This window comes from Streptomyces sp. Q2, from assembly GCF_056820935.1.
Genome location: NZ_JBXEJE010000007.1, coordinates 113,542 through 136,106 on the forward strand (window position 1 = coordinate 113,542; position 22,565 = coordinate 136,106).

Annotated in this window: 18 protein-coding genes and 2 pseudogenes; 10 read left to right on the plus strand and 10 right to left on the minus strand. The window is 69.9% G+C overall.

What is annotated here, in order from left to right:
• Positions 1-33 precede the first annotated feature (33 nt).
• Positions 34-294: a hypothetical protein gene (locus ACWBNA_RS09825; RefSeq protein WP_482703862.1), complete on the plus strand. Its 261-nt coding sequence runs from the start codon at positions 34-36 to the stop codon at positions 292-294.
• 376 nt (positions 295-670) lie between these two features.
• Positions 671-2,392, plus strand: coding sequence for a sensor histidine kinase (locus tag ACWBNA_RS09830; protein ID WP_482703863.1), 1,722 nt, complete (start codon positions 671-673; stop codon positions 2,390-2,392).
• Between the two features lie 33 nt (positions 2,393-2,425).
• On the opposite strand, the gene ACWBNA_RS09835 is transcribed toward ACWBNA_RS09830, so the two are convergent.
• Entirely contained in the window at positions 2,426-3,127 is a 702-nt protein-coding gene (locus ACWBNA_RS09835) for a response regulator (RefSeq protein WP_482703864.1), read from the minus strand.
• A gap of 468 nt (positions 3,128-3,595) precedes the next feature.
• On the opposite strand from ACWBNA_RS09835, the gene ACWBNA_RS09840 reads away from it, so the two are divergent.
• The 4 genes from ACWBNA_RS09840 (at position 3,596) to ACWBNA_RS09855 (ending at position 8,659) form a co-directional block, all read left to right on the plus strand.
• Positions 3,596-4,501, plus strand: a complete 906-nt coding sequence (locus tag ACWBNA_RS09840) for a universal stress protein (RefSeq protein WP_482703866.1) — start codon at positions 3,596-3,598, stop codon at positions 4,499-4,501.
• 183 nt (positions 4,502-4,684) lie between these two features.
• Entirely contained in the window at positions 4,685-7,378 is a 2,694-nt protein-coding gene (locus ACWBNA_RS09845; RefSeq protein WP_482703867.1) for a bifunctional acetate--CoA ligase family protein/GNAT family N-acetyltransferase, read from the plus strand.
• Between the two features lie 38 nt (positions 7,379-7,416).
• Positions 7,417-8,148, plus strand: coding sequence for a CBS domain-containing protein (locus ACWBNA_RS09850; protein WP_482703868.1), 732 nt, complete (start codon positions 7,417-7,419; stop codon positions 8,146-8,148).
• Between the two features lie 16 nt (positions 8,149-8,164).
• Positions 8,165-8,659: a flavodoxin domain-containing protein gene (locus ACWBNA_RS09855; RefSeq protein ID WP_482703869.1), complete on the plus strand. Its 495-nt coding sequence runs from the start codon at positions 8,165-8,167 to the stop codon at positions 8,657-8,659.
• A gap of 139 nt (positions 8,660-8,798) precedes the next feature.
• On the opposite strand, the gene ACWBNA_RS09860 is transcribed toward ACWBNA_RS09855, so the two are convergent.
• Both ACWBNA_RS09860 and ACWBNA_RS09865 read right to left on the minus strand, forming a co-directional pair.
• A complete protein-coding gene (locus ACWBNA_RS09860; protein ID WP_482703870.1) occupies positions 8,799-9,320 on the minus strand; it encodes an STAS domain-containing protein in 522 nt (173 codons plus the stop codon).
• A 177-nt stretch (positions 9,321-9,497) separates the two neighbouring features.
• A pseudogene (locus ACWBNA_RS09865) lies at positions 9,498-10,596 on the minus strand (PEP/pyruvate-binding domain-containing protein); the annotation flags it as partial.
• A gap of 402 nt (positions 10,597-10,998) precedes the next feature.
• On the opposite strand from ACWBNA_RS09865, the gene ACWBNA_RS09870 reads away from it, so the two are divergent.
• Positions 10,999-12,024, plus strand: coding sequence for a 6-phosphofructokinase (locus ACWBNA_RS09870; RefSeq protein ID WP_482703871.1), 1,026 nt, complete (start codon positions 10,999-11,001; stop codon positions 12,022-12,024).
• Positions 12,025-12,102: 78 nt separating this feature from the next.
• Here ACWBNA_RS09870 and ACWBNA_RS09875 read toward each other — a convergent pair whose 3' ends face one another.
• Positions 12,103-12,993 (minus strand): universal stress protein, encoded by an 891-nt coding sequence (locus tag ACWBNA_RS09875; RefSeq protein WP_482703872.1) that lies wholly within the window; start codon positions 12,991-12,993, stop codon positions 12,103-12,105.
• Positions 12,994-13,194: 201 nt separating this feature from the next.
• Between ACWBNA_RS09875 and ACWBNA_RS09880 the strand changes: the two genes are divergently transcribed.
• A complete protein-coding gene (locus tag ACWBNA_RS09880) occupies positions 13,195-14,247 on the plus strand; it encodes a class I fructose-bisphosphate aldolase (protein ID WP_482703873.1) in 1,053 nt (350 codons plus the stop codon).
• A gap of 364 nt (positions 14,248-14,611) precedes the next feature.
• Here ACWBNA_RS09880 and ACWBNA_RS09885 read toward each other — a convergent pair whose 3' ends face one another.
• Together ACWBNA_RS09885 and nhaA are read right to left on the minus strand one after the other, a co-directional pair.
• A complete protein-coding gene (locus ACWBNA_RS09885) occupies positions 14,612-14,785 on the minus strand; it encodes a hypothetical protein (protein ID WP_482703874.1) in 174 nt (57 codons plus the stop codon).
• Positions 14,782-16,080, minus strand: a complete 1,299-nt coding sequence (gene nhaA / locus ACWBNA_RS09890) for a Na+/H+ antiporter NhaA (RefSeq protein ID WP_482703875.1) — start codon at positions 16,078-16,080, stop codon at positions 14,782-14,784. Before nhaA ends, ACWBNA_RS09885 begins: the two co-directional genes overlap by 4 nt.
• A 512-nt stretch (positions 16,081-16,592) precedes the next feature.
• Here nhaA and ACWBNA_RS09895 point away from each other — a divergent pair.
• Complete coding sequence (locus ACWBNA_RS09895) at positions 16,593-16,913, plus strand: hypothetical protein (RefSeq protein ID WP_482703876.1); 321 nt, start codon at positions 16,593-16,595, stop codon at positions 16,911-16,913.
• A 57-nt stretch (positions 16,914-16,970) separates the two neighbouring features.
• Positions 16,971-17,378 (plus strand): annotated as a pseudogene (locus tag ACWBNA_RS09900) (STAS domain-containing protein); the annotation flags it as partial.
• 183 nt (positions 17,379-17,561) lie between these two features.
• Here the strand turns inward: ACWBNA_RS09900 and ACWBNA_RS09905 are convergent.
• From ACWBNA_RS09905 to ACWBNA_RS09920, 4 genes are all read right to left on the minus strand, one after another.
• Complete coding sequence (locus tag ACWBNA_RS09905; protein WP_482703979.1) at positions 17,562-18,590, minus strand: alcohol dehydrogenase catalytic domain-containing protein; 1,029 nt, start codon at positions 18,588-18,590, stop codon at positions 17,562-17,564.
• A gap of 137 nt (positions 18,591-18,727) precedes the next feature.
• Entirely contained in the window at positions 18,728-20,317 is a 1,590-nt protein-coding gene (locus tag ACWBNA_RS09910) for an FAD-dependent monooxygenase (protein ID WP_482703877.1), read from the minus strand.
• Positions 20,314-20,895 (minus strand): hypothetical protein, encoded by a 582-nt coding sequence (locus ACWBNA_RS09915; protein WP_482703878.1) that lies wholly within the window; start codon positions 20,893-20,895, stop codon positions 20,314-20,316. Before ACWBNA_RS09915 ends, ACWBNA_RS09910 begins: the two co-directional genes overlap by 4 nt.
• A gap of 176 nt (positions 20,896-21,071) precedes the next feature.
• Positions 21,072-22,547, minus strand: a complete 1,476-nt coding sequence (locus tag ACWBNA_RS09920) for a bifunctional aminoglycoside phosphotransferase/ATP-binding protein (RefSeq protein ID WP_482703980.1) — start codon at positions 22,545-22,547, stop codon at positions 21,072-21,074.
• Positions 22,548-22,565 lie beyond the last annotated feature (18 nt).

Sequence of the window (22,565 nt, forward strand, 5' to 3'; positions counted from 1 at the left end):
GGGCGCTGTCACCGGCCCCAAGGGGTGCCGTCGGTGCTCGGCGGCGTCCTGGTGATCTTGGACCACATCCAGCTTGACGGCCCCATCGTTGTGGTCAGGGACAATCTCAACACTCATCTGGCAGCCGGGCTGAAACAGTACGAGGCTGAGCACGACTGGCTCACCACCGCCCGGCTACCGTCGTACGGTGTTGTCACGTTTTGTACGACAGCGACGCGCTCCCCACGGACGACCCTTCCCAGGCTGATCAACCAGAAGATCATCCCGCCGGTCAGCCAACGTGACAGTGCCTGATGGCGGGCTCTGGCCCGCCACCTCGGCCACCGAGAACATACGAGCGAAACAGTGCAGGCGGTCGCCGGCCTGTTGTCCCGCCAGCACGTCAGCGACCTGAGGTCAACGCGTCAGATGTGAATATCGATCCCCATCTAAGTCCTCGACGCCTCACCGCCAACCGTGCCCGAGCTCGGTAGGCAGATTCATGACCGTGCCTGGGCCTGCCGACCCACAGTCAAAGGTGGTCGCAACCCACCTGGGGGCGTGCGACGCACATGCGAGCAGCTGGCCATCAAAGGACCTGTAGGCCCGTCCAACCAGGACCCACCCACTATCGTGAGTGAAGGAAGGCGCCTGATCCTGGTGCGGTCGCGCGAGGCGGTCGGAGGCGACGATGAGCGGCGAACGGGCCGGGCGTTCCGAGCAGCACCTGCCCAAACTGCGGCTGGACGAACTGCAGGCGCGGATCGACGCGGCACGAGGCGCCCAGGACCGCGTGCACAGCCTGTTGGAGGCGGTGCTCTCCGTAGGGAGGGAGCTGGATCTCCCGCAGGTTCTCCGGCGTATCGTCGAGGCCGCCGTGGTGCTCGTGGACGCCGAATACGGGGCCCTGGGCGTCATCGGTGACGACCGCATGCTCTCCGAGTTCCATACCGTCGGCATCAGCGACGAGCAGCGGGCCCGGATCGGGGACCTGCCGAGCGGGCACGGCATTCTGGGCGAGCTGATCCGGCACCCGGAGCCGCTACGGCTGACGGAGCTCTCCGAGCACCCGTCCTCGTACGGCTTCCCGCCCCATCACCCGCCGATGCGTTCCTTTCTCGGCGTGCCCATCCGGGTGCGCGAACAGGTGTTCGGCAACCTCTATCTCACCGAGAAGCGGAGCGCGGCAGAGTTCGACGCCGAGGACGAGTCTGTGCTTTCCACACTGGCGGTGGCGGCGGGCGTGGCCATCGAGAACGCCCGCCTGTACGAGGAGATGCGGCTGCGTGAGCGCTGGCTGAGGGCGAGTTCCGAGGTCACCCGTGCCCTGCTGTCGGGGGCCCTGAGCCTGGATGTCCTGGAACTGATCGTGGAGCAGGCGCGGCAGATCGCCGACGCCGATGTCGGGATGATCGCCGAGCGGGTGTCCGAGGACGGCGCGTTGCGGCCGATGCTGGCCGTCGGGCTGGACGCGGTACCGCGCTGTGGCCTGGTGATGTCCGGGCAGGACGGGTTCGTGGCCGCCGTGCTGACCTCGGCGGAGCCGGCGGTGAGTGCCGACATCCGGGATGACCCCCGGACCAGCGGGGACGCGGCGCAGTGGGCCGGTCTCGGACCGGTGGTCGGCGTGCCACTGGAGGCCGGCGGCAAGGCCGGCGGTGTGCTGCTGCTGGGACGCGCGGCGGGTCGTACGCCGTTCACGGGCGTCGACACGCGCCCTCTCCTCGGGTTCGCCGGACAGGCGGCGCTGGCGCTGGAGCTGGCCGAGCGACGCCGGGAGGCCGAGCAGATCGCGCTGCTGCGGGATCGTGACCGCATCGCGCGGGATCTTCATGACCTGGCCATTCAGCGGCTTTTCGCGGCCGGGATGACGCTGCAGAGCACCCAGCGCTTCGTCGACCATCCGGAGGCCGTCGAGCGACTGTCGCGGACCGTGGACGACCTCGACGAGACCATCAAGATCATCAGGTCCACCATCTTCGGACTGCGGGCGCACGGCGACGGGACAAGAGAGGGCAGCGGCCTGCGCGGCCGCGTCTCGGACACGGTGACGGCGGCGGCCTCAGCCCTGGGCTTCGCTCCGGCGCTGCGGATAGAGGGCCTGGTCGACACGGACGTACCGGGCGAGATCGCTGATCAGGCGCTCGCGGTGCTCGGCGAGGCGCTGAGCAACGTGGCCCGGCACGCCGGGGCCCACTCCGTGGACGTACATCTGCGGTGCGCTGACGGTGAGCTGACCCTCACGGTTACTGACGACGGTCGCGGGATGCCGGAGAGTGTCGCGCGCAGTGGGCTGAAGAACATGGAGGAACGAGCCCTCGCGCTCGGTGGTGACCTCCGACTCGATGAGCGGCCGGAAGGAGGCGGCACCCGGGTGGTGTGGTGGGTGCCGGTGCGGTCGGCGCGCGGTTGACCCCCGCCGAGAATGCTGTGCGGCGCCCCGGGCTCAGCGTCTTTGACTCTCGTTCGTACCGGGTTGGTCCAGGTGCGACGCCAGGACGGCGGCCTGGACGCGGCGCTGTACGCCGAGCTTGGACAGGAGCCGGGAGATGTGGTTCTTGACGGTCTTCTCGGACAGGTAGAGCTTCTTTCCGATCTCACGGTTGGTGAGCCCGTCCCCGATCAGGGCGAGGATGTCCCGTTCGCGCGGCGACAGGTTCGCCAACTCGGGCGCGACGGCCGGCTCCGCGGCCGGGTCCGCGCGCAGCGAGCGCATCAGCCGGGCCGTCGTCTCCGGGTCAAGCATGGACCGCCCGGATGCGACCGTGCGCACCGCCGAGATCAGGTCGGAGCCCCGGATCTGTTTGAGCACATAGCCGGAGGCGCCGGCCATGATGGCGTCGAGCAGGGCCTCTTCGTCGTCGAACGAGGTCAGCATCAGACAGGCCAGCTCGGGCATCCGGCTACGCAACTCGCGGCAGACCGTGATGCCGTTGCCGTCCGGCAGGCGTACGTCGAGTACGGCCACGTCGGGGCGGAGCGCCGGGCCCCGGGCGAGCGCGTGCTCGACGTTCTCGGCGTCTCCTACCACTGAGATGTCGGGTTCGGCGTCCAGCAGGTCGGCCAGACCGCGGCGCACGACCTCGTGGTCGTCGAGCAGGAAGACCCGGATCGGGTGCTCCTCGGTGAAGGTGCGCGGCTCGGTCACTTCGACCCCTCGTTCCGGATAGCCGGAAGGGCGGACTGTGTACCACCCGTGACAACGATCATGGCCCGTCAGAACCGGATGCACTAGGGCCGATCGGCCCCGGTCCTGCCGATTGCGCCCCTTCCGCCCAGCTCCGATAGGTAGGACGGCTCTTGTCCTGTGCCGGGCCGGGTGCCTCCGTTCTCGTGTGTCGAGGGCCGGGGCGGGCCGAGCGCCGCTCGGGGCGGCGGGTAACGGCTTGGCTGCACGCGCGGCAGCACAATCCTGGGCCAAGCCCACAAGGCGGGCGGCCGCGGCGTAGGGCTCCAGCGCCTTTCGTAGAGCCGACCGGTCCTGTCATAGGGCCTACCGGTCCCGTCATCCCCTCATAGGGCCGACCGGTCCCGGCAGAGGACCTGTGGCCCCTTCACAGCGACGGCGTAGGCACCGACGCTCGAATCATCAGCCCCTACTCAGGAGGTGGAGAGCATGGCCCGCACGATCACCATCGGCCTCGACGGCTCGTCTGAGAGCCGGGCCGCAGCCGAGTGGGCGGCTCGCGAGGCGAAGCTGAGCGGTCTGCCGCTGAAGATCCTCCACGTGTGGGAGCCGGTGCCGGAGCCCATGGCACAAGCCCCGCTGCTCGGTGCCGAAACGCATCAGCACTGGAGCGAGAAGATCCCCCGCGATTCCGCCGAGGGACTCCGCCTGCGCCACCCCGGTGTCGAGGTGACAGCCGAACACGTGGCCGGCAGCCCGATCGAGGTGCTGGGCGAGGCCGCGAAGGGAGCCGAGCTGCTCGTCCTCGGCTCACGGGGCCTGAGCGGGATCGGCGGGTTCCTGGTCGGTTCGGTCGGCTTGGCCGTCGTGGCGCACGCAGAGTGCCCCGTGGTCCTGGTCCGTGCCGGTGAGCAGGCGGCGGACGAGCATGAGAAGGACCCGGCGGGAATTCCGTCGGCCGCTACGCGGTACCGACCGGTGGTTCTCGGTCTCGACGTCGACAACCTCGATGCCTCGGTGATCGAGTTCGCCTTTGATGCGGCCGCCCGGCGCGACACCGGCCTGCGGGCCGTGCACGGGTGGAACCTGCCGGCCTACTACGTCGACGGTCCGACCACTGATCTGGCACGGTACGACCAGGTCGCCCGTCGGCACGCCTCCGCGCTCGCCGAGGCACTGATTCTCTGGCGGCAGAAGTACCCATCCGTCGAAGTGGTCGAGGAGTCCCGCTCCGGTAGCCCGGCGAGCCACCTGATCGACGCCTCCCATGGGGCCTCGCTGGTCGTCGTCGGACGGCGGATCCGCCGCCACCCGTTCGGGGTGCACATCGGATCCGTCACGCACGGCGTCCTGCACCACGCCACAGCCCCCGTCGCCGTCGTCGCGCACGACTGACACACCATCGATGAGGCGGACAGGAAGGCGGCAGCGGGCGGGCATCACTGAGGTCCTCGTGGCCGTGGCCAGTAGCGGGCACCGTAGGGGCCGAACGGTCCCCGGCCGACCCCGGACAGCCCATGGGGCCACTCCAGGATCCGCTGGACACTCGAAGTATCGAGAGGCTCGGAGGCGATCGCCATGACGCACGATGTGCTCGACCGGCCCCCCGTCCACGCCCTGCTCGCCGACGGCACGACCGTGTGCATACGTCCCGTGAAGCGTGAGGACCACCAGCGGTTGCGGGGCTTCTACGAGGAGATGTCTCCGGAGAATTTGCGGCTGCGGTTCTTCGCGGCGAGCCGCCGTTCCGCCGCGATGGCCGCCGCCCGGGCCTGCGCCCCGGCACGGCCGGGCTACCGGGCCCTGCTCGCCGAGGTGCAGGGCCGGGCGATCGGTCTCGCCGAGTACGACACCGGCGGGAAGGCGGACGAGGCCGAGATCTCCGTCGCGGTGGCAGAGGGCCTGCACCATCGCGGTGTGGGCACCCTGCTCGTCGAACACCTGGTCTCCGCGGCCCGCGCGGACGGCATCACCACCTTCACGGCCGACTCACTGGGCGAGAACCATGAGGTGCTCCGGCTCTTCGCCGACCTCGGACTGCGCACGGCCCGGCACTTCGACGGGCCGGAAGTGCGCTGCACGATCCGGCTGGACCAGGACGACGCCTACCTGTCGGCCGTGGAGAAGCGGGGCCGGGCCGCCGACGTGGCCAGCCTCCAACCGCTCTTCCGGCCCGACGCGGTCGCCGTCGTGGGCGCCGGGCGCAGGCCCGGGTCGGTGGGCCGGGCGATCCTGCACCATCTGAAGGCCGGCGGCTGCACCCGGCGGCTGTTCGCCGTGAACCCCGCCGCGACCGCGATCCTCGGCGTGCCGTGTCACCCGTCGGTCAGTGCCCTGCCCAGAACCCCGGACCTCGCGGTCCTCGCCGTGCCCGCAGCCGCCGTGCCGGCCACCGCCGAGGAGTGCGGCAGGGCGGGTGTACGGGCCCTCCTGGTCGTCACCGCCGGACTCGACGCCGAGCAGGCGCGGGCACTGCTGGCCGCATGCCGTGCGTATGGCATGCGGCTTGTGGGCCCCAACTGCCTCGGCATCTCCAACACCGACCCGGATCTGCGTCTTGACGCGACCTTCGCCGCCGACCATCCGCGTCCCGGCACCGCAGGAGTCGCCGTGCAGTCCGGCGGCGTCGGTATCGCGCTCCTCGACGGGCTCTCCCGCCTCGGCATCGGCGTGTCGACCTTCGCCTCTCTCGGAGACAAGTACGACGTCAGCGGCAACGACATGCTCCAGTGGTGGGAGAGCGACGGCCGCACCGACCTCGCGCTGCTGCACCTGGAGTCGTTCGGCAACTCGCGCGCGTTCTCGCGTACGGCGCGGCGCGTGACCCGCCGTATGCCGGTGCTCACCGTGGACGCCGGCCGCACCGAGGCGGGTCGGCGCGCCGCCGCCTCGCACACGGCGGCGGCCGCCACCCGGACCATGACCCGGCAGGCGCTGTTCACCCAGGCCGGCATCACGGCCACCCGCTCGGTCGGCGAACTCCTCGAAACGGCCGCCCTGCTGCACTCTCAGCCGCTTTTGGCGGGTACCCGCGTCGCGATCGTCACCAACGCCGGCGGCGCCGGAGTGCTGGCCGCCGACGCCTGCTCGGAGGCCGGGCTGGCGCTGCCGTCGTTCGACGACGAGCTGACGCATGACCTGCACGTCGTGCTGCCCGAAGGTGCGGCCGTCGGCAACCCGGCGGACGCCACGGCCGCGGTGACGGAGGAGCAGCTGGGTGAGTGTGTCGACAGGCTCATGCGCTACGGCGGCATCGACGCGGTACTCGTAGCCTTGGTGCCCACCGCGGTGGCTGCGGCGACGGGCGACGACCTGGTGCGGGGGCTCACCGGCGCCACGGGACGCCGAACCCGGCCTGTCGCCGTCGTGCGCCTGGAGCAGGACGTCCCCGTGACCCTGCTGCCGGCCGCCGACGGCGGCACGATCCCCTCCTACGCCGAACCGCAGGCCGCTGCACGGGCGTTGGCCCATGCGGCGCGCCGTGCAGCCTGGCTTGCCCGGCCGGTCGGCACTGTGCCGGAGCTGGACGGTGTCGACGCCGAGCGGGCTCACGAGATCGCCGGGACCTACCTCGCGGCACAGCCGGAGGGCGGCTGGCTCGACCCGCGCACCTGCGCGGAACTCCTCGACTGCTACGGCATTCCGCAGATCCCGTGGGCCTGGGCGGAGACCGAGGACGACGCCGTCCTCGCGGCCCGGCGGCTGCGCGGCGCGGACGGCCGGGTGGTGATGAAGGCGTACTGGCCGGGTCTCGTGCACAAGACCGAGGAGCGTGCCGTCCACCTCGACCTCCAGGGTGACGCCCAAGTACGAGCCGCCTACCGGGACTTCGAGACCCGCTTCGGTGAGCTGCTGACCGGCGTGGTCGTCCAGCCGCTGGCCGCGCGCGGCACCGAGCTGTTCGGCGGCGTCGTCCAGGACGAAGTGTTCGGACCGCTCGTCCTCTTCGGGCTCGGCGGCACGGCTACGGAGGTCCTGGCCGACCACGCGGCCCGCCTCGCCCCGCTCACCGATCACGACGTGCACGATTTGATCACGTCCCCGCGCTGTGCACCGCTGCTGTTCGGCTCTCGCGGCAGCCGGCCCCTCGACCTTCCGGGGCTGGAGCAGTTGCTCCTGCGCCTGTCGCGGATGGCGAGCGACCTCCCGCAGCTCGCGGAGGCCGACTTCAACCCGGTCCTCGCGACGCCTGACGCGGTCACCGTGCTCGACGCCCGTTTGCGTCTGCTGCCGCGCCGGTCCCAGGACCCCTATCTGCGCCGACTCCGCTGAGTCAGCCGCGTCGGCCGAGCCAGCCGAGGAGGACCACTGTGAAACACAACAAGGTCGGCTCCGTCATGGCCATGGACGTGGTCCGGGCAGAGTATGGAACACCGTTCAAGGAGGTGGCCCGGCTGCTCGCGGACCATCGGATCAGCGGACTGCCCGTCGTGGACGAGGACGACCGGGTCATCGGCGTCATCTCCGAAACCGACCTGATGGCCCACCAGGCAGCCACCCCCGACCCGCACGCGCCGCACCGGCGCCTCCGGTCCACCGTGCTGATGCCCACCGCCCGGCGACGGGCGGCCAAGGTGACGGCGCGCACCGCCGGTCGGCTGATGAGCGCGCCGCCGGTCACCGTGCACGCCGACGACTCCATCGTCGAGGCCGCGCGGACCATGGCCCAGCGGCATGTGGAGAGGTTGCCGGTGCTCGATGAGGAGGACCGGCTGGTCGGCATCGTCACCCGCCGCGACCTGCTCCAGGTCTTCCTGCGGCCTGACGCGGAGATCCGCACTGAGGTGATCGACGAGGTCCTGGTACGTGCGCTGTGGCTGGCGCCGCGCAGCATCGACGTCTCGGTCGCGGAGGGCGTGGTCACGCTCTCCGGTCAGTTGGAACGCAAGAGTGAGACGGAGATCGCCGTTTCCATGACCCGGCAGATCGACGGTGTGGTCGCCGTCGTCGACGAGCTCACCTGGCGCATGGACGACACCCGTCTGCGGCCGGACCATCAGGCGCTGCACGGCGTGGCCGACGACTGGCGGCGCGAATTGTGAGAGGAGGTGGACCACCATGCCTACGAACGTGCTGGTCGCCTACGGAACGACAAACGGATCGACCGCGGAGATCGCCGAGACCGTCGCCGAGGTCCTGCGCAAGGAAGGGCTGGCGGTCGAGGCGCGTCCGGCACGCTCCGTGCCGAGCGCGACGTCCTACGACGCTGTCGTCGTCGGCGGCGGGCTGTACGCCGGGCGCTGGCACAAGGACGCCCGCCGCTTCGTCCGGCGCCACGGCAAGGACCTGGCCGAACGCCCGCTGTGGTTCTTCAGCAGCGGTCCGCTCGACCCTTCGGCCTCGGAGCGGGACATCCCGCCCGTGCCCGGGGTGAAGAAGGCCATGGTCCGGCTCGACGCCAGGGAACACGTAACCTTCGGCGGCTGCCTGCGGGAAGGCGCGAAGGGATGGGTCGCCCGGATGATCGTCCGCAACGGAAAGGGCGGGGACTTCCGCGACTTCGACCGGATCGAGGCGTGGGCGGCACGGGTCGGCCAGGAGCTGACCAGTTGACAGGGGAAGGGAGAGGAAAGCCTCTGTCGTGGTCGGGATCGGTGCCAGGGACATGACCTCCGCCCTGTGAGAGGGCCGCTGGTGACGGACGAGGGCTGCCACGGCCGCCCTTGCGCGAGGGCTGGCCGGGCCCAGCCGGTCAAGCCTCAACCTCTTGGTCGGCGGAGCGCTGTGACGTGGGCTGACCGCGAGGCACAGCAGCGGCGCCGGTCGCTGCTTGCCCGGGCCCTCGGAGGGGACCAACGGACCCTCCACCGAGCGAGCGCGGTCGGCCCGCCGTGCCTTCGTCGGCGTTCGTGGTCGGCGTATCGGCCACGCCCTCGGGCAGGCACGGGAGCACTTCGAAGACGCCCGCCAGACCGGCATGCCGGAAGATCCGCCGGAAACCGGTGCTGTCGGTGACCAGGCGGAATCGGCCGTGCCGTGCCACGACCCGGTTCCGCGCCCGGCACAGGACCCCCAGCCCGGCACAGTCCATGAAGGACACCGGACGCAGGTCAAGTACCAGGTTGGGACAGGGCCTGGCAGTCAGCCTGTCGAGGTGTGCCGCCAGTCCCGGTGCCGTGAGCAGGTCGATCTCACCCTGCACTGTCACGACGGCGGTCCCGTCGGCGATGTGCTCCGTGGGATGCGGGGTGGACCCGAAGAGGATGTCGGACATGGTGCCAGCAAAGCCGGGCGAATGGGTCGCGCGGTAGGGCCGACCGGTCCAGGTACCAGGGTCCGGTAGGGCCTTCGCGATGCGGTAGTGGACCGGCCGTTGGGCAAGGCTCCGTCCGCCCGGCGGATGGGGCCGACCGGCTCAAGCACCTTTTGCCGGTGCACGGCAATCTGGATGCCCGTCACCGCTCACCCGGGCCAGCCCCTCTTCATGGGTGATCGGTCCTTCGTCGGCCAGCTCGGCGGCGATCGTGAACGCGGCCTCGGCGGTGCGTTTCCCGACTCGGGTCTGCAGCATCCAGAGGGTGCCGCTTTCGATGGTGAACTCGATGTCGCACAGGTCCCGGTCGTGCCGCTCCAGCGTGCGCATGTGCTCGCGCGGCTCGTGGTACGAGCGGGGGTCCAGTCGTTCCAGTTCGGCGAGGGGCACGGTGTTGCGGATGCCGGCGACGACGTCCTCGCCCTGCGCGTTGGCAGGTGGTCGCCGTACAGGCCGGGGCGTCCGGTGACCGGGTCGCGGGTGAAGGCGACGCCGCTGCCGGAGTCGGGTCCTCCGTAGACCATGCGCTGCACGGTGACGGCGGTGCCCGGGTCGTCAGGGATGTGTTCGCGGCGGCGGTAGAGGCGGGCACGTTCGCCGTTCCAGGAGCGGAAGACCGCGAGGATCGCACGGCGCAGCTGCTCGGCGGGGGACTGGGGGAAGTAATGCCGGTTCCCTCGTGGATGAGCCGCTTGTACGCCTCGACGAGTTCGGCGAGGTCGGCGGCGTCCAGGTGCAGGTCGTCGGGGCACCCCGCAGTTCCCACAGCCGGGTCATCATCGGGTCGAACAGTGCCCCGTCGATGGCCATGACGGTGCTGCCGAACATCTGGATGAGGCGGCGGTAGGAGTCCCAGGCGAAGCGTTCGTTCCCCGAAACCTTGGCCAGGCCCAGGATGGAGTCGTCGTTGAGGCCAAGATCCAGGACCGTGTCCATCATGCCGGGCTGGAGAAGCGAGCCCCGGAGCGGACGGACACCAGCAGCGGGTCGTCCGGCTGTCCGACGCGGCGTCCGGCGTCGGACTCGAGGGCCGACAGTTGCTGGGAGACCTCCCAGGACATGCCCTCGGGTGGGTGCCGGTGGCCAGGAAGGCCCGGCACGCCTCGGTGGACACGATGAAGCCGGGCGGGACCGGCAGGCCCAGCCGGGTCATCTCGGCGAGGTTCGCGCCCTTGCCGCCGAGCGGGCCGGCCAGGTCACGGCCGCCCTTCGTGAAGTCGTACACGTAACGGACCATGACACCGCGCTCCTCGGCTCTGCAGCTCCCAGACAACTGTGCGGCTCCCTCCCTTCCCGGATCGGACGGTCGTCCTGGTTGCAGGCAGGTGCCGCCCGACCCTGCTGGTGGGGCCGGTCGGCCCATTTGCTAGGGCGGGTGGCCGCAAGCCGCGTCACCAACCTGTCCGGACAGCACATCCAGGGTGTCGACACCTGTCCATCGGACTCGAGGCGAATCCCTGGGCCGGACAGAAATCCCACGAGCGAGTCGCCTGGCCCCGGCGCGCTCGTCGAGTGGCCACTGCGGATCGAACGGAGGGAGGCTGGAAGGAGGCGGTCCATGTTGCCCCGACGGCTGTTTTCGATCGCTGAGAAGGCCGCGACCAGGCGAGCGGGGTGACCAGCGGATGGGAGAAAGCCCATGAAGGTCGGAGTCCTGACCGGCGGCGGTGACTGCCCGGGCCTCAACGCCGTGATCCGCAGTGTCGTCCGCAAAGGGGTCCAGGAATACGCCGCCGACTTCGTCGGCGTGCGGGACGGCTGGCTCGGTTTGCTCCAGGGTGATGTCATGCCGCTGGACATCTCCAACGTGCGGGGAATTCTTCCTCGCGGCGGAACCATCCTCGGCTCCTCCCGCACCAACCCGTTCAAGCACGAGGACGGGCTGCGACGCGTGCAGGACACCCTTGCCGCGCACGAAGTGGACGCACTCGTCGTGATCGGCGGCGAGGACACGCTCGGCGTGGCCACCGAGCTGAGCCGGCAGGGGATCCGGCTGGTCGGCGTACCGAAGACCATCGACAACGACGTCTCCGGCACCGACTACACCTTCGGCTTCAATACAGCCGTCGGTATCGCGACCGAGGCCATCGACCGTCTCCACACCACTGCCGAGTCACACATGCGCGCCCTGGTGGTGGAGGTGATGGGGCGGCACTCCGGGTGGATCGCCCTGCACGCCGGCATCGCGGGCGGCGCCAACGTGATCCTCATCCCGGAGCGCCCATTCGACATCGATCAGGTCTGTGAGCAGGTGAAGAGTCGGTTCAAGATCAACTACGCGCCGATCGTCGTCGTGGCCGAAGGGGCCGTCCCCAAAGAGGGGCAGATGATTCTCAAGGATCGGTCGCTGGACGAGTTCGGCCATGTGCGGCTGTCGGGCATCGGCGAATGGCTGGCGCAGGAGATCTCGGAACGCACCGGCAAGGATGCCCGCACCACGGTGCTGGGTCACGTCCAGCGCGGTGGCACCCCGAGCGCCTTCGACCGCTGGCTGGCCACGCGCTTCGGGCTGCACGCCATCGACGCGGTCAAGGACGGTGACTTCGGCGTCATGGTCGCCCTGCAGGGCACCCGGATCGTCCGGTTCCCTCTCGCCGATGCCACAGCGAAGAACAAGCTGGTCGATCCGTCGCTGTACGACGAGTTCGAGGTGTTCTTCGGCTGACCGGCCCCGGTGCTCACCGGATCACCGATCCGCCACAGGATCTGGCTGGCGTTTGGCCACCACGGTTCGCGTCGGCCGTCATCCGGCGTGCGGTACGACCGCCACCGGGCAGCGGGCGTGGTGCAGTACGGCGTGCGTGACCGGGCCCAGTCGGCCTTCGGCCGCCTGCGGGTCGGTGCGGCGCCCTACGACGAGCAGGTCCGCACTGCGGGACGCGTTCAAGAGTGCTTCCGCGGGATGGAGCAGCACGACGTCGGTGCGGGCCGTCACACGGGGGTACTTCTCCTGCCACGCGCGCAGCGCGTCGGAGAGCTGCAAGACCTCCTGATCCTCCCAGGTGGCGCGGTCCTCCTCGGTCACCACCAGCGTCCGCGGGGAGACGGCCTCGGCTGGAAACGCCCATGCCTGCACCACCCGCAGGAGTGCTCCGCGTGCCTCAGCAGCTGAGAACGAGAAGTCCGCCGTCTCACTCACCGGGTGATGTGCGTCGAACCCCACCACGACCTGAGCAGCGTCGCGTGCCGCGTGCTGCACCCCCTCTCCGAAGGGGCTGGGTCGATGAGGGACCAACACGACAGGGCACGGGGCTGCCGCCGCCATCCGCAGGGCCACCGAGCCGACCGCGAGACCGTCGAAACCGCCCGTCCCCCGTGTGCCGACGACGAGGAGCCCGGCATCGCGGGCCGCGGCGAGGAGAGCCGCAGCCGGAGCGTCGTCGGCCTGCTCGGCCCGCACCTCGACGTCCGGGTAGAGGTCGCCGAGGGTGGCGGCCACCTGCTGGAGCAATCGCGTCCCCATGTGATGCAGCCTGTCCAGGGCCGGGCCCGGCACGGTCGCCCCTGGAAGCGGTGGAGAGGCGTGGAACAGACGCAGCGGAACGTCGCGCAGCGCGGCCTCCCGCGCCGCCCAGTCGGCCGCCGCCGAGCTGCGTTCCGACCCGTCGATACCCGCCAGTACAGGGTGACTCATCGCGTCCTCCTTCGCCCGGCCTGCATCTCCGTGGGCCCCACACGGCCTGTGTCTCCTGTCTTCCACTGTTCCACGGCAGGACCGCTCAGGCGTCCGGACCGGATGCGGGAGAAACGGCTCGCACGGACTCACATGAGCCCGGCTGTCGCGGGGAACCCGGGCCCCACCTCCGCATTTCCGAACGACCGGAGAGGCGAGCCGATGACCGACATCCAAGGCTTGCTCGGCGACGAGGCCAAGAGCCTGCTGACCCATGCGGCCCAGGGGATTCCCAAGGAGAACCTGGTGCTGCCGGGTCGTGACTTCGTCGACCGGACAGTGGCCGCAACCGACCGCTCGCCCCGGGTGCTGCGCAACTTGCAGTCCCTCTTCGACCACGGCCGTCTGGCCGGAACCGGGTACGTGTCGATCCTGCCGGTCGACCAGGGCATCGAGCACTCCGCGGCATCGGCGTTCGCCGCGAACCCCCGCTACCTCGACCCGAAGAACATCGTCGAACTCGCCATCGAGGGCGGCTGCAACGCGGTCGCCAGCACACTCGGCGTACTCGGGGCCGTATCGCGGAGCTACGCGCACAAGATCCCGTTCATCGTGAAGCTCAACCACAACGAACTGCTGACCTACCCGAACCACTACGACCAGATCATGTTCGGCAACGTCGAGCAGTGCTTCGACCTCGGCGCAGCGGGAGTCGGCGCCACGGTCTACTTCGGCTCGGAGCAGTCGGACCGCCAGTTGCAGGAAGCCAGCGAAGTCTTCGCGCGGGCCCATGAATTGGGCATGTTCGCCGTGCTGTGGTGCTACCTGCGCAACCCGGCGTTCAAGAAGGACGGCGTGGACTACTCGGTGTCGGCCGACCTCACCGGGCAGGCCAACCACCTCGGCGTGACCATCCAGGCCGACATCGTCAAGCAGAAGCAGCCGGAGAACAACGGCGGCTACCCCGCACTGGACTTCGGCAGGACCGACAAGCTCCTCTACGAGAGGCTCACCACTGATCATCCGATCGACCTCACCCGCTGGCAGGTGGCCAGTTGTTACATGGGCCGGGTCGGTCTGATCAACAGCGGCGGTGCATCGGCTGGCCGAGGAGACCTCGCACAGGCCGTACGGACAGCGGTGATCAACAAGCGGGCCGGCGGCACCGGCCTCATCACCGGCCGCAAAGCCTTTCAGCGGCCCACCAGCGAGGGCATCGAGCTACTTCACGCCGTTCAGGACGTCTACCTCGACGACAGCATCACCGTGGCGTGACCGGAGACAGTGGTCCCGAACGTCACCTGTCCGCTCGCCAACGACACGAGGGCCCCGGCCGCAGTCCGAACTCGCGGCGCTTTGCGCGGCAGTCGGAGTCGGGCGCGACGGTAGACACCGAGGCGATCTTACGGGTGGGGTTCGCGGCCACAATCGCTCAGTTTCCAGCACCGCGGCTGGGAGACCTCCCCCAAGCGGAGCGGACACCCTCCCGTTCCGTGCTCCTTGAAGCCCAGATCTCCCGTGCTGCCTTCCCTTGGTCTTGTTCTTTGGGGGCACGGTAAGTGGCGATGCTGGTGGCCGCCATGCCAGATTCCGGCAGTATCGGGACCCGTTGCTGCGCGCCACCAGCGCGGCGTCGCTTTCACCGTGCGGACCACGCGTACTGCACAGCGGTGCGCAGGGCGGCGGCAGCGATCAGCCAGTGGATCTTGCCCCGGGCTGGTGTGGTGAGGATGAGGGCCACAGTGGCCAGTCCGCAGGTCAGCAGCCATGCCACCGCGGCGGCCCGTGGGTGGTTGGGGCGTGGTGGTGTCATGCGCCGCTGCCCGGGGTGCGCTGGTAGATGTCGGGGATGCCGTCGGCGTCCTCGTCGATGTTCTCCTCCTCGTACAGGCGCCGGTAGACGGTGTTCCTGCGGCGCAGGAGCAGGGCGGCGATCAGGGCGGCGGTCAGGGAGGCGATGAGGACGGCGGCCTTGACGTGCTCGCCGGTGGCCGTACCGGTGAAGGCCAGGTCACCGATGAGCAGGGCGACGGTGAACCCGATCCCGGCCAGCGTGGCGAGGCCGAAGACATCGGCCCAGGCGAGTTCGGGGTTGAGCTGGGCGCGGGTGAAGCGGGCGGCCAGGTAGGTGCCGGCGAAGATACCGAGGATCTTGCCCGCCACCAGGCCGATGACCACGCCGAGGGGCTCGGGGGTGGTGAACACCTTGCCCAGCGCGTCGCCGGAGACACTGACCCCGGCGGCGAACAGCGCGAACAGCGGCACACAGATCCCGGCGGACAGCGGATGCAGCAGATGACCGGTGCGCTCGCCGGGTGAAGCCTGCTCACCTTCGTCGCGAGTCGTGCGCAGGATCAGACCCATTGCGACGCCGGCGACGGTGGCGTGGATGCCGCCGTTGTACATCAGCGCCCAGACCGTCACGCCGAGCGGCAGGTACCACCACCAGCCGCGCACCCGCAGCCGTTGGAGAACGTAGAAGACGATCAGCCCGGCCAATGCGCCGGCGAGTGCCCAGTAGTTGAGGTGGGAGGTGAAGAAGAGGGCGATGATCAGGATCGCGCCGAGGTCGTCGACGACGGCAAGGGTGAGCAGGAAGGCGCGCAGGGCGGTCGGCAGGTGGGTGGAGATGACGGCCAGGACCGCCAGGGCGAAGGCGATGTCGGTGGCCATCGGCACCGCCCAGCCGTCCATGCTGCCCCCGCTGGCCGCGGCGGTGGCGGCGTAGAGGGCGGCGGGAATCGCCATGCCGCAGGCGGCGGCGATGACCGGCAGGGCGGCAGTGGCCGGGGTGCGCAGCGTGCCGACCACCAGTTCCCGCTTCAGTTCGATCCCCGCGACCAGGAAGAAGACGGTCAGCAGCCCGTCGGAGGTCCAGTGGCCGACCGACAGATCCAGACCCAGGGCGGGTATCCCGAAGTGGAAGTCGCGAAGTGTGCTGTAGGAGGAGGCCAGTGGGCTGTTCGCCCAGACCAGTGCCACTACCGCGGCGGCCAGCAGGACCAGGCCGCCGACGGTTTCCGTGCGCAGCGCCTGGGCGACGGCCTGGCGTTCGGGCCAGGGCAGAAGCCCCAGGAAGGGGGAGCGGGAGCGCGGGGCGGCAGCCAAGACGGCGAACCTCCGGGGTGTCGGCAAAAGGGCACACGGCCCTACGGACGCCGACCAGACTTCCCGGCACACCCCGCGCCACTTGACGCGTTCTTTAGACCCTATGCGCAGTACGCTGCCCTGCCCAGTCCGCCCCATAGCCAGCGAGAACGCATCAGGCATACCGAGGTTGATCTGACCGTCGCTGGGCGCTGCAGACCTGGGGATCCTGGCCAATCGACTAGTCGGGACGCGGTGAACGCGGCTGGGTAGCGGGCCTTTTTGCCGGGTGCTCAAGCAAGCCGCATACCGCCGACGCAGGCCCCGCCCGGCAGCTAGCAGGACCTCTGTCGGCGACGGCCGGGCTGAGCTCTTGGCAATAAGCCCGGCTTGGCCGTCATCGGTGCCGAACCGGCGTTCCCCGAGGGGCTCCGGCACTATTTGGTTGCAGCCTGGTGCTGATCTTGATCATGGTGGATGATCAGCGGGCGAGTTCGCGAGGTGCGAGCGAACTCAGGCGATGGGAGGGGCCCATGGAATGGGTCGTTGGAAGCGGCATGTTCCTGGGCCTGCTGGCGATCGCACTGGGCATGGCGTCGATACGCACCGGCTGGACACTGCCCTGGGTACGCCGTCGTGTCACCCGCCCTCGGGTCTACGGGCTCGGAGCTCTGCTGGTGGGCGCGACCTGCGTGATCCAGGGGCTGTTCTACTTCCACTTCGTGCCAAGCCCGTCCTGGGAGTTCCGTTTCCTTGGTACGAACGCGCTGATGTTCTCCGGTCTCATCCTCATGGGAGTCAGCCAGATGCGGCCGTCGCGCCGTAGGAGCATCCGGGCAGCCCGGACGCGCTGACGTTCCGCGTCCGAGCTGACACCCGTGAAGCCGCCCAGGTCGGCGGCCTCCTTTGGGATGGCCATCACCGTCGCATGCGTGGTGGCCACCGACAACCTCGCTATCGGCGTGGTCCTCGGCTCCGTCACCGCCATGGTCATCTTCGCCAAGCGCGTCGCCCACCTCGCCAGCGTCACCGCGGTCGCCGCCCCCGATGGCAGCAGCGTGGTCTACTCCGTGACCGGCGAACTGTTCTTCGCCTCCTCCAACGACCTCGTCGGCCAGTTCAAGTACGCCACCGACCCCGACAAGGTCGTCATCGACCTGTCGGCTGCCCCCATCTGGGACGCCTCTTCGGTCGCCGCACTGGATGCGATCGAGACCAAGTACACCCAGCGCGGCAAGACCGTCCAGATCATCGGCCTGAACAAGCCGAGCGCCCACATCCACGAAAAGCTCAGCGGCGAACTCACCGGCAGCCACTGACCGTCCGTGACGCGAGGGCCGCCGCACTGCAGGTCTGGGGACGTTTTGTGGATGGTTTCTCCGTGTCTCCATGTGGCCCTCGGCTCAATTCCATGGCACCACCCATCACCGGGGTGTTGTAGGGTCTGACGGCCCTGGCCCGGGGGCCGATCGGCCCGGCAGGATTCCTGACGGGCCGGCCTCTCACTCGCGGTGCAGTACGACCTTGAGGGCACCCGTGGTGGTGCCGCCGGCGAACGCCTCGTAGGCGTCCTCCATCCGGTCGAGGGGGAAGGTGTGGGTCACCAGCCCGGAGATGGGCAGGTCTCGGTATCTCACGAGCTCCAGAAGCCACCGTGTGGAGGACGTGTCCACCTGACCGGTGCTGATGGTCACGTTCTTGCGCCACAGGGACTCGAGATGCAGGGTCACCGGTTTGCCGTGCACTCCGATGTTGGCGATGTGCCCTCCGGTGCGGACGGCGCGGGTGCCCAGAACGAAGCCGTCCGGTTCGCCCGATGCCTCGATGACCACGTCGGCACCCGGTCCATCGGCCAGGTCGGCGATCATCTTGCCGGGCACCTCGGCGACATCGGCCCCCAGACCGGCGGCGGCTTTGAGCCGCGCGGCGGACAGGTCCACCACGATGATCCGCCGGGGCGAGTACAGCCGCGCGATGACCATCGAGGCGAGACCGACGGGACCCGCCCCGACCACGACCACGGTGTCTCCCGGGCTCACGTGGCCGTTCCGTACCCCGACCTCGTAGGCCGTGGGGAGGAGCTCGGCGAGCAGGACCGCTTCATCGAGCGGGACGTTCAACGGCCGCCGGTGGGTGGAGTGGTCGGCGAAGGGAACCCGCACCAGCTCGGCCTGTGTCCCGTTGACCAGGTTGCCCAGAAGCCATCCGCCGCCCCCGCTGCACTGCGCGAGCGTGGTGTTGCGGCATTCCCGGCACCGGCCGCAGGCCGAGACGGCTGACACGATCACCTGGTCTCCGGGGCGCAGGTGATGGACGTTGCGTCCGATCTCCACGACCTCGCCGACGGCTTCGTGCCCGAGAACCGTGCCCGGCTTCACCTCGGGGAGGTCACCCCGCAGGATGCGCAGGTCGCTGCCACAGACGGTGGCGGCGTCGACGCGCACGACCGCGTCGGTCGACTCCTCGATCGCGGGGTCGGGGACGGTGTCCCAGGAGCTCTGTCCCGGGCCGTGGTAGACGAGCGCTCGCACGATACTCACTCCCTCGCTCCCCCACTCCACGGTCACCCCCGAGGGGTTCCCGGGCAACCGGGATCATCAGCTCGTTGGACCCTGGCACGGCGGACTTTGTCGTCTCGTCGTTCCGCCGTTGTTCATGACTCCGTGGATCAAGCTGCCGCTGCGCCGATCAGTGAGAGCCAGCCCGTCAGCCCGGCCGGGTCGACGGTCCCGCTCCGGAAGCCGACATGTCCGTCCGGGCGGACGGCCAGCAGACCACGGCCGGGGCTGTTCGTCAGCCGGAGGGCGGTGACCTGGGGACCGGGTACCGCGTCCGGCGGCGGGTCGGCGTCGCGCTGCAGCAACAGGTGCACGCCGGGACGGGCCAGCAGCGCGTGCAACCGTTGGGGAGATCCCGCGACGCTGACGGTGGCGTCCGGCAGGCGGTCTCCCGGGCGGGGAGCACCCCGCAGGCGCGGTGCTCCCTCCACGGACAGAGGACTGTGACGGTAATTCACCCGCAGTTGGGAGATGACACGGATGGCCTCGGCGACCAGCCACCGCCGATCCAGGAGGGCGGGTACGGCCGGGGCGGCGCGCGGAGCGGCCACCGCACGCAGCCATGAGGGGATCCGACCGGTCGATGCCTCCGCCCAGAACGCCGTGTGTGTGAGAAGCATCCGTCGGTGGGCAGCCGACCTGCGCTCGCTGTCGTACGAGTCGAGCAGCACGTCGGCACCGAGCCCGTCCGTGTGTTCACCCCTGGCGCGGCTCGCTGTGAAGCCGAGCTTCCAGCCGAGGTTCACCGCGTCCTGGATACCCGCGTTCATTCCCTGGCCGGTGGCCGGTGAGTAGTTGTGAGCCGCGTCCCCCGCGAGGAAGAGCGGGCCTCGGCGAAAGCGGGGGGCGAGGCGGCACTGCAGTGGCACCCGCGCGGACCACGCGAGGCGCTCGATCCGCGCCCCCAGCCCCGCGTCGTCCAGAAGGCGCTGGAGCTCGGCCTGCGGGACGGCTGGTCCGGGCTGGCCGAAGTTCCGCCCGGACCCGCCGGAGGACGCCCGGGTGGCCAGCAGCCGCCAGGTGGCCTGCTCTCCGAGCGGGAAGAGGAACAACAGTCCTCGGCGGCCCGCGAACACCTGGGCCTCGGAAGGACCGGAAGGATCGGACCGACCGGAGATGCCGCCGAGATCCAGGTCGGCGAGGACGACCTCTTCGGAGTAGGGCCTGCCGTGCCACCCGATGCCGGCACACTCCCGCACTGTACTGGCCGGGCCGTCGCAACCGACCACGAAGGGGCAGCGGACCTCCTCGATGCCGTACCGCGATCGCAGCACGGCTCGCGCGTTGTGCCCGTCGTCGCGGGCACTGATCAGTTCGGTGTCCCGTTCGACCGCCACCCCGCGGTCGGAGAGAGCCTGCGTCAGCACTCTCTCGACGTCCATCTGCCGCATGAGTGATAGGTGCGGGAACGCCGTGTCGGGCAGGGCGAGGTCGGCGAGTCGGGTTTCGACGACGCGGGAACCGAGATGAAGGCTGACTGCCGGGGCCGTGTCCGCCAGCTCCAGCAGGGCGTCCGTGACCCCCAGCGGGCGCAGGACTTCCAGGCTGCGCGGGTGCAGGATGAGGGCGCGGGAGGGCCGGAACGGCTCGGGACGCCGCTCGATGACCCGGATCCGTGCTCCGTGGTCGTGGGCCTGGAGCGCCAGGGTGAGGCCGGTCGTGCCGGCCCCGACGACCAGGATGTCCGCCACTGGCGTCACGTCCCGGACTGGATGCGCCACCATGCTGTGTCTGCTGTGTCTGATGCGGCGTCCGACGCAAAGTCCTCGACCAGCCCAGGATCCGCGATCACGTCGTCGCGTCGCAGCCCGGGCAGGACGGCATAACTGATCGAACCGGGCACGCTGACCAGCGCCAGAACACGCCACAGCGAACGCGCGTAGTGTTCGGCGCGCCGCGCGCCGTCCCACTCGTACACGCCGCGGTAGCGATCGCGCTCGTCGTGGGCCAGCCACAGCTTCGACGTGAAACCGGGGAACCCGACGAACAGCGGGGTGTTCAGCAGGCTCTCCTCTCGGAACAGTGCGTGCGCGGGCCCACGGACCAGGCGCAGCCTGAAGGTGACCACCAGCGTGCACGGGTCCTTCGCCAAGCCGCTGCCGAGGCGGGTCTCCCGGTACACCCTTCCCGAGGTGCCGTCGGCGAAGCGCAGCCGCATTCCAAGCCGTTCCTTCGCCAGATGGACGTGGCGCCGCGCGAGCAGAGCGAAACTGGCGAGGAAGCATGCGGTCACGGCCCGCCATGCCTCGACAGGGGCAAGCGGCTGCTGTTCACTCATGGTGGCCTCCTCCCGAAGAGCCGTGACGGGCGTGTGCTGCCCGACTTGGGCTTGGCACGCCTGCCGGGCTTCCTTCTACAACCCACCCTGAGGGAACGCGGGACATCCCGCGAAACCTGGTGGTGCGGCTCGGCGACCAGTGGCCGGTCCCGGATATACGCGGGGTACTCGCTCATTCAGTCCGGCTCCATGTAGGGGCGGCGGAAGACCGGGGCCTGGCCGGGGCCCCAGGGGCGTACGGCTGCCAGCGCCCGGGCGACCGAGGACTCCAACGGGCCGCTGGTGTCGACCGCGACGGCCTCCGGCCATGGCGGTTCCGTGGCTGCCATGGCGGTGGCGATGTCGAGGTCGGCGTCGGAGATTCCGGAGGCGCGCGTGGTCAGGCGGGCCGCTGTCACGTCGCCCGGCACGTGGCAGTGCAGGGCCACCAGGTCGGCGCTGGTGCGTTCGGCCAGGTGGAGTGCCGCTTCGCGTTGTCCCGCATGGGACCAGGTGGCGTCCAGCACGACGGATTCGCCGGAGGATAGCAGCGCGGAAGCGCGGTCGAGCAGGGTGGCGTAGGTCCTGGCCGTCCACTCGGGGGTGTACAAGCCCTCGCCGTAGTCGGCCTCCGCCGACTGCTCGGCGGGGATGCCCGCCAGCTCCTTGCGGAGGCGGTCGCTGCTGAGCAGAGTGACCCCCAGCCGGTCGGCCAGAGCTCCGGCGAGGGTGGACTTCCCGCTGCCCGGCAGCCCGCCGACGAGCGTCAGGCCCACGGCGGAGGTACGCAGGTGGCGCAGCGTCGTCGAGACAAGCCGTCGTGACGCCGTCTCCGCGTCCGGCGCGCCCTGGCGTGCCTGGATCAGGGAAACCTTGGCGCGGACGAACGCGCGGTAGGCGACGTAGTGGTGCCACAGGGAGGGGGGTGCGGGGTCGCCGGAGTACTCGCTGTACTGAGCAAGAAAGTACGCGGCGGCCTCCGGGGCGCCGAGCTGTTCCAGGTCCATCGCGAGGAAGGCGGCGTCATCGAGACCGTCGACGTAGCGCAGGTGGTCGTCGAACTCCAGGCAGTCCAGGACGCGAGGACCGTCGTCGAGGCTGAAGACGTCCTCGGCGAGCAGATCACCGTGACCGTCGACCACTCGCCCCTGCTCGATACGTGAGGCGAACAGGCGCTCGCGCCCGGCAAGATAGCGGCGCACCAGCCGCTCTGCCTCCGTAACGCCGTCGGGCACGAAGCCGTCGGCAGCCAGCGCGCGGACCTGCTCGAAACTGGCCTCCCAGCGGGACGACAACGCATCCCTCGTGCCCTGTTCGTCCACGTCCCGGCCGCGGGGCGCCTCCGCGTGCCACGTCGCGACCTGCCGGGCGAGGGCCCGTAGGACCTCGTCGACGGAGGCCCCTTCCGCCACCAGTCGGGAGAGGCGGCGATCCGCGGGCATGCGGCGCATTACTACGAGCGGTTCGGGCGCTTCCGCGTCGGGGCTGCGGATCTCGCCCAGGCCGAGGTAGACGTCGGGGGCGAAGCGGCGGTTGAGAGTGACTTCGCGTTCGCACGCGGCCCGGCGAGCCGCCAGCGTGGTGTAGTCAAGAAATCCCAGATCCACCGGCTTCTTGAGCTTGTAGGCGCGGTCGCCGACGAAGAACACGACAGCGGTGTGCGTCTCGCACACCTCAGCGCGCGGCAGCGG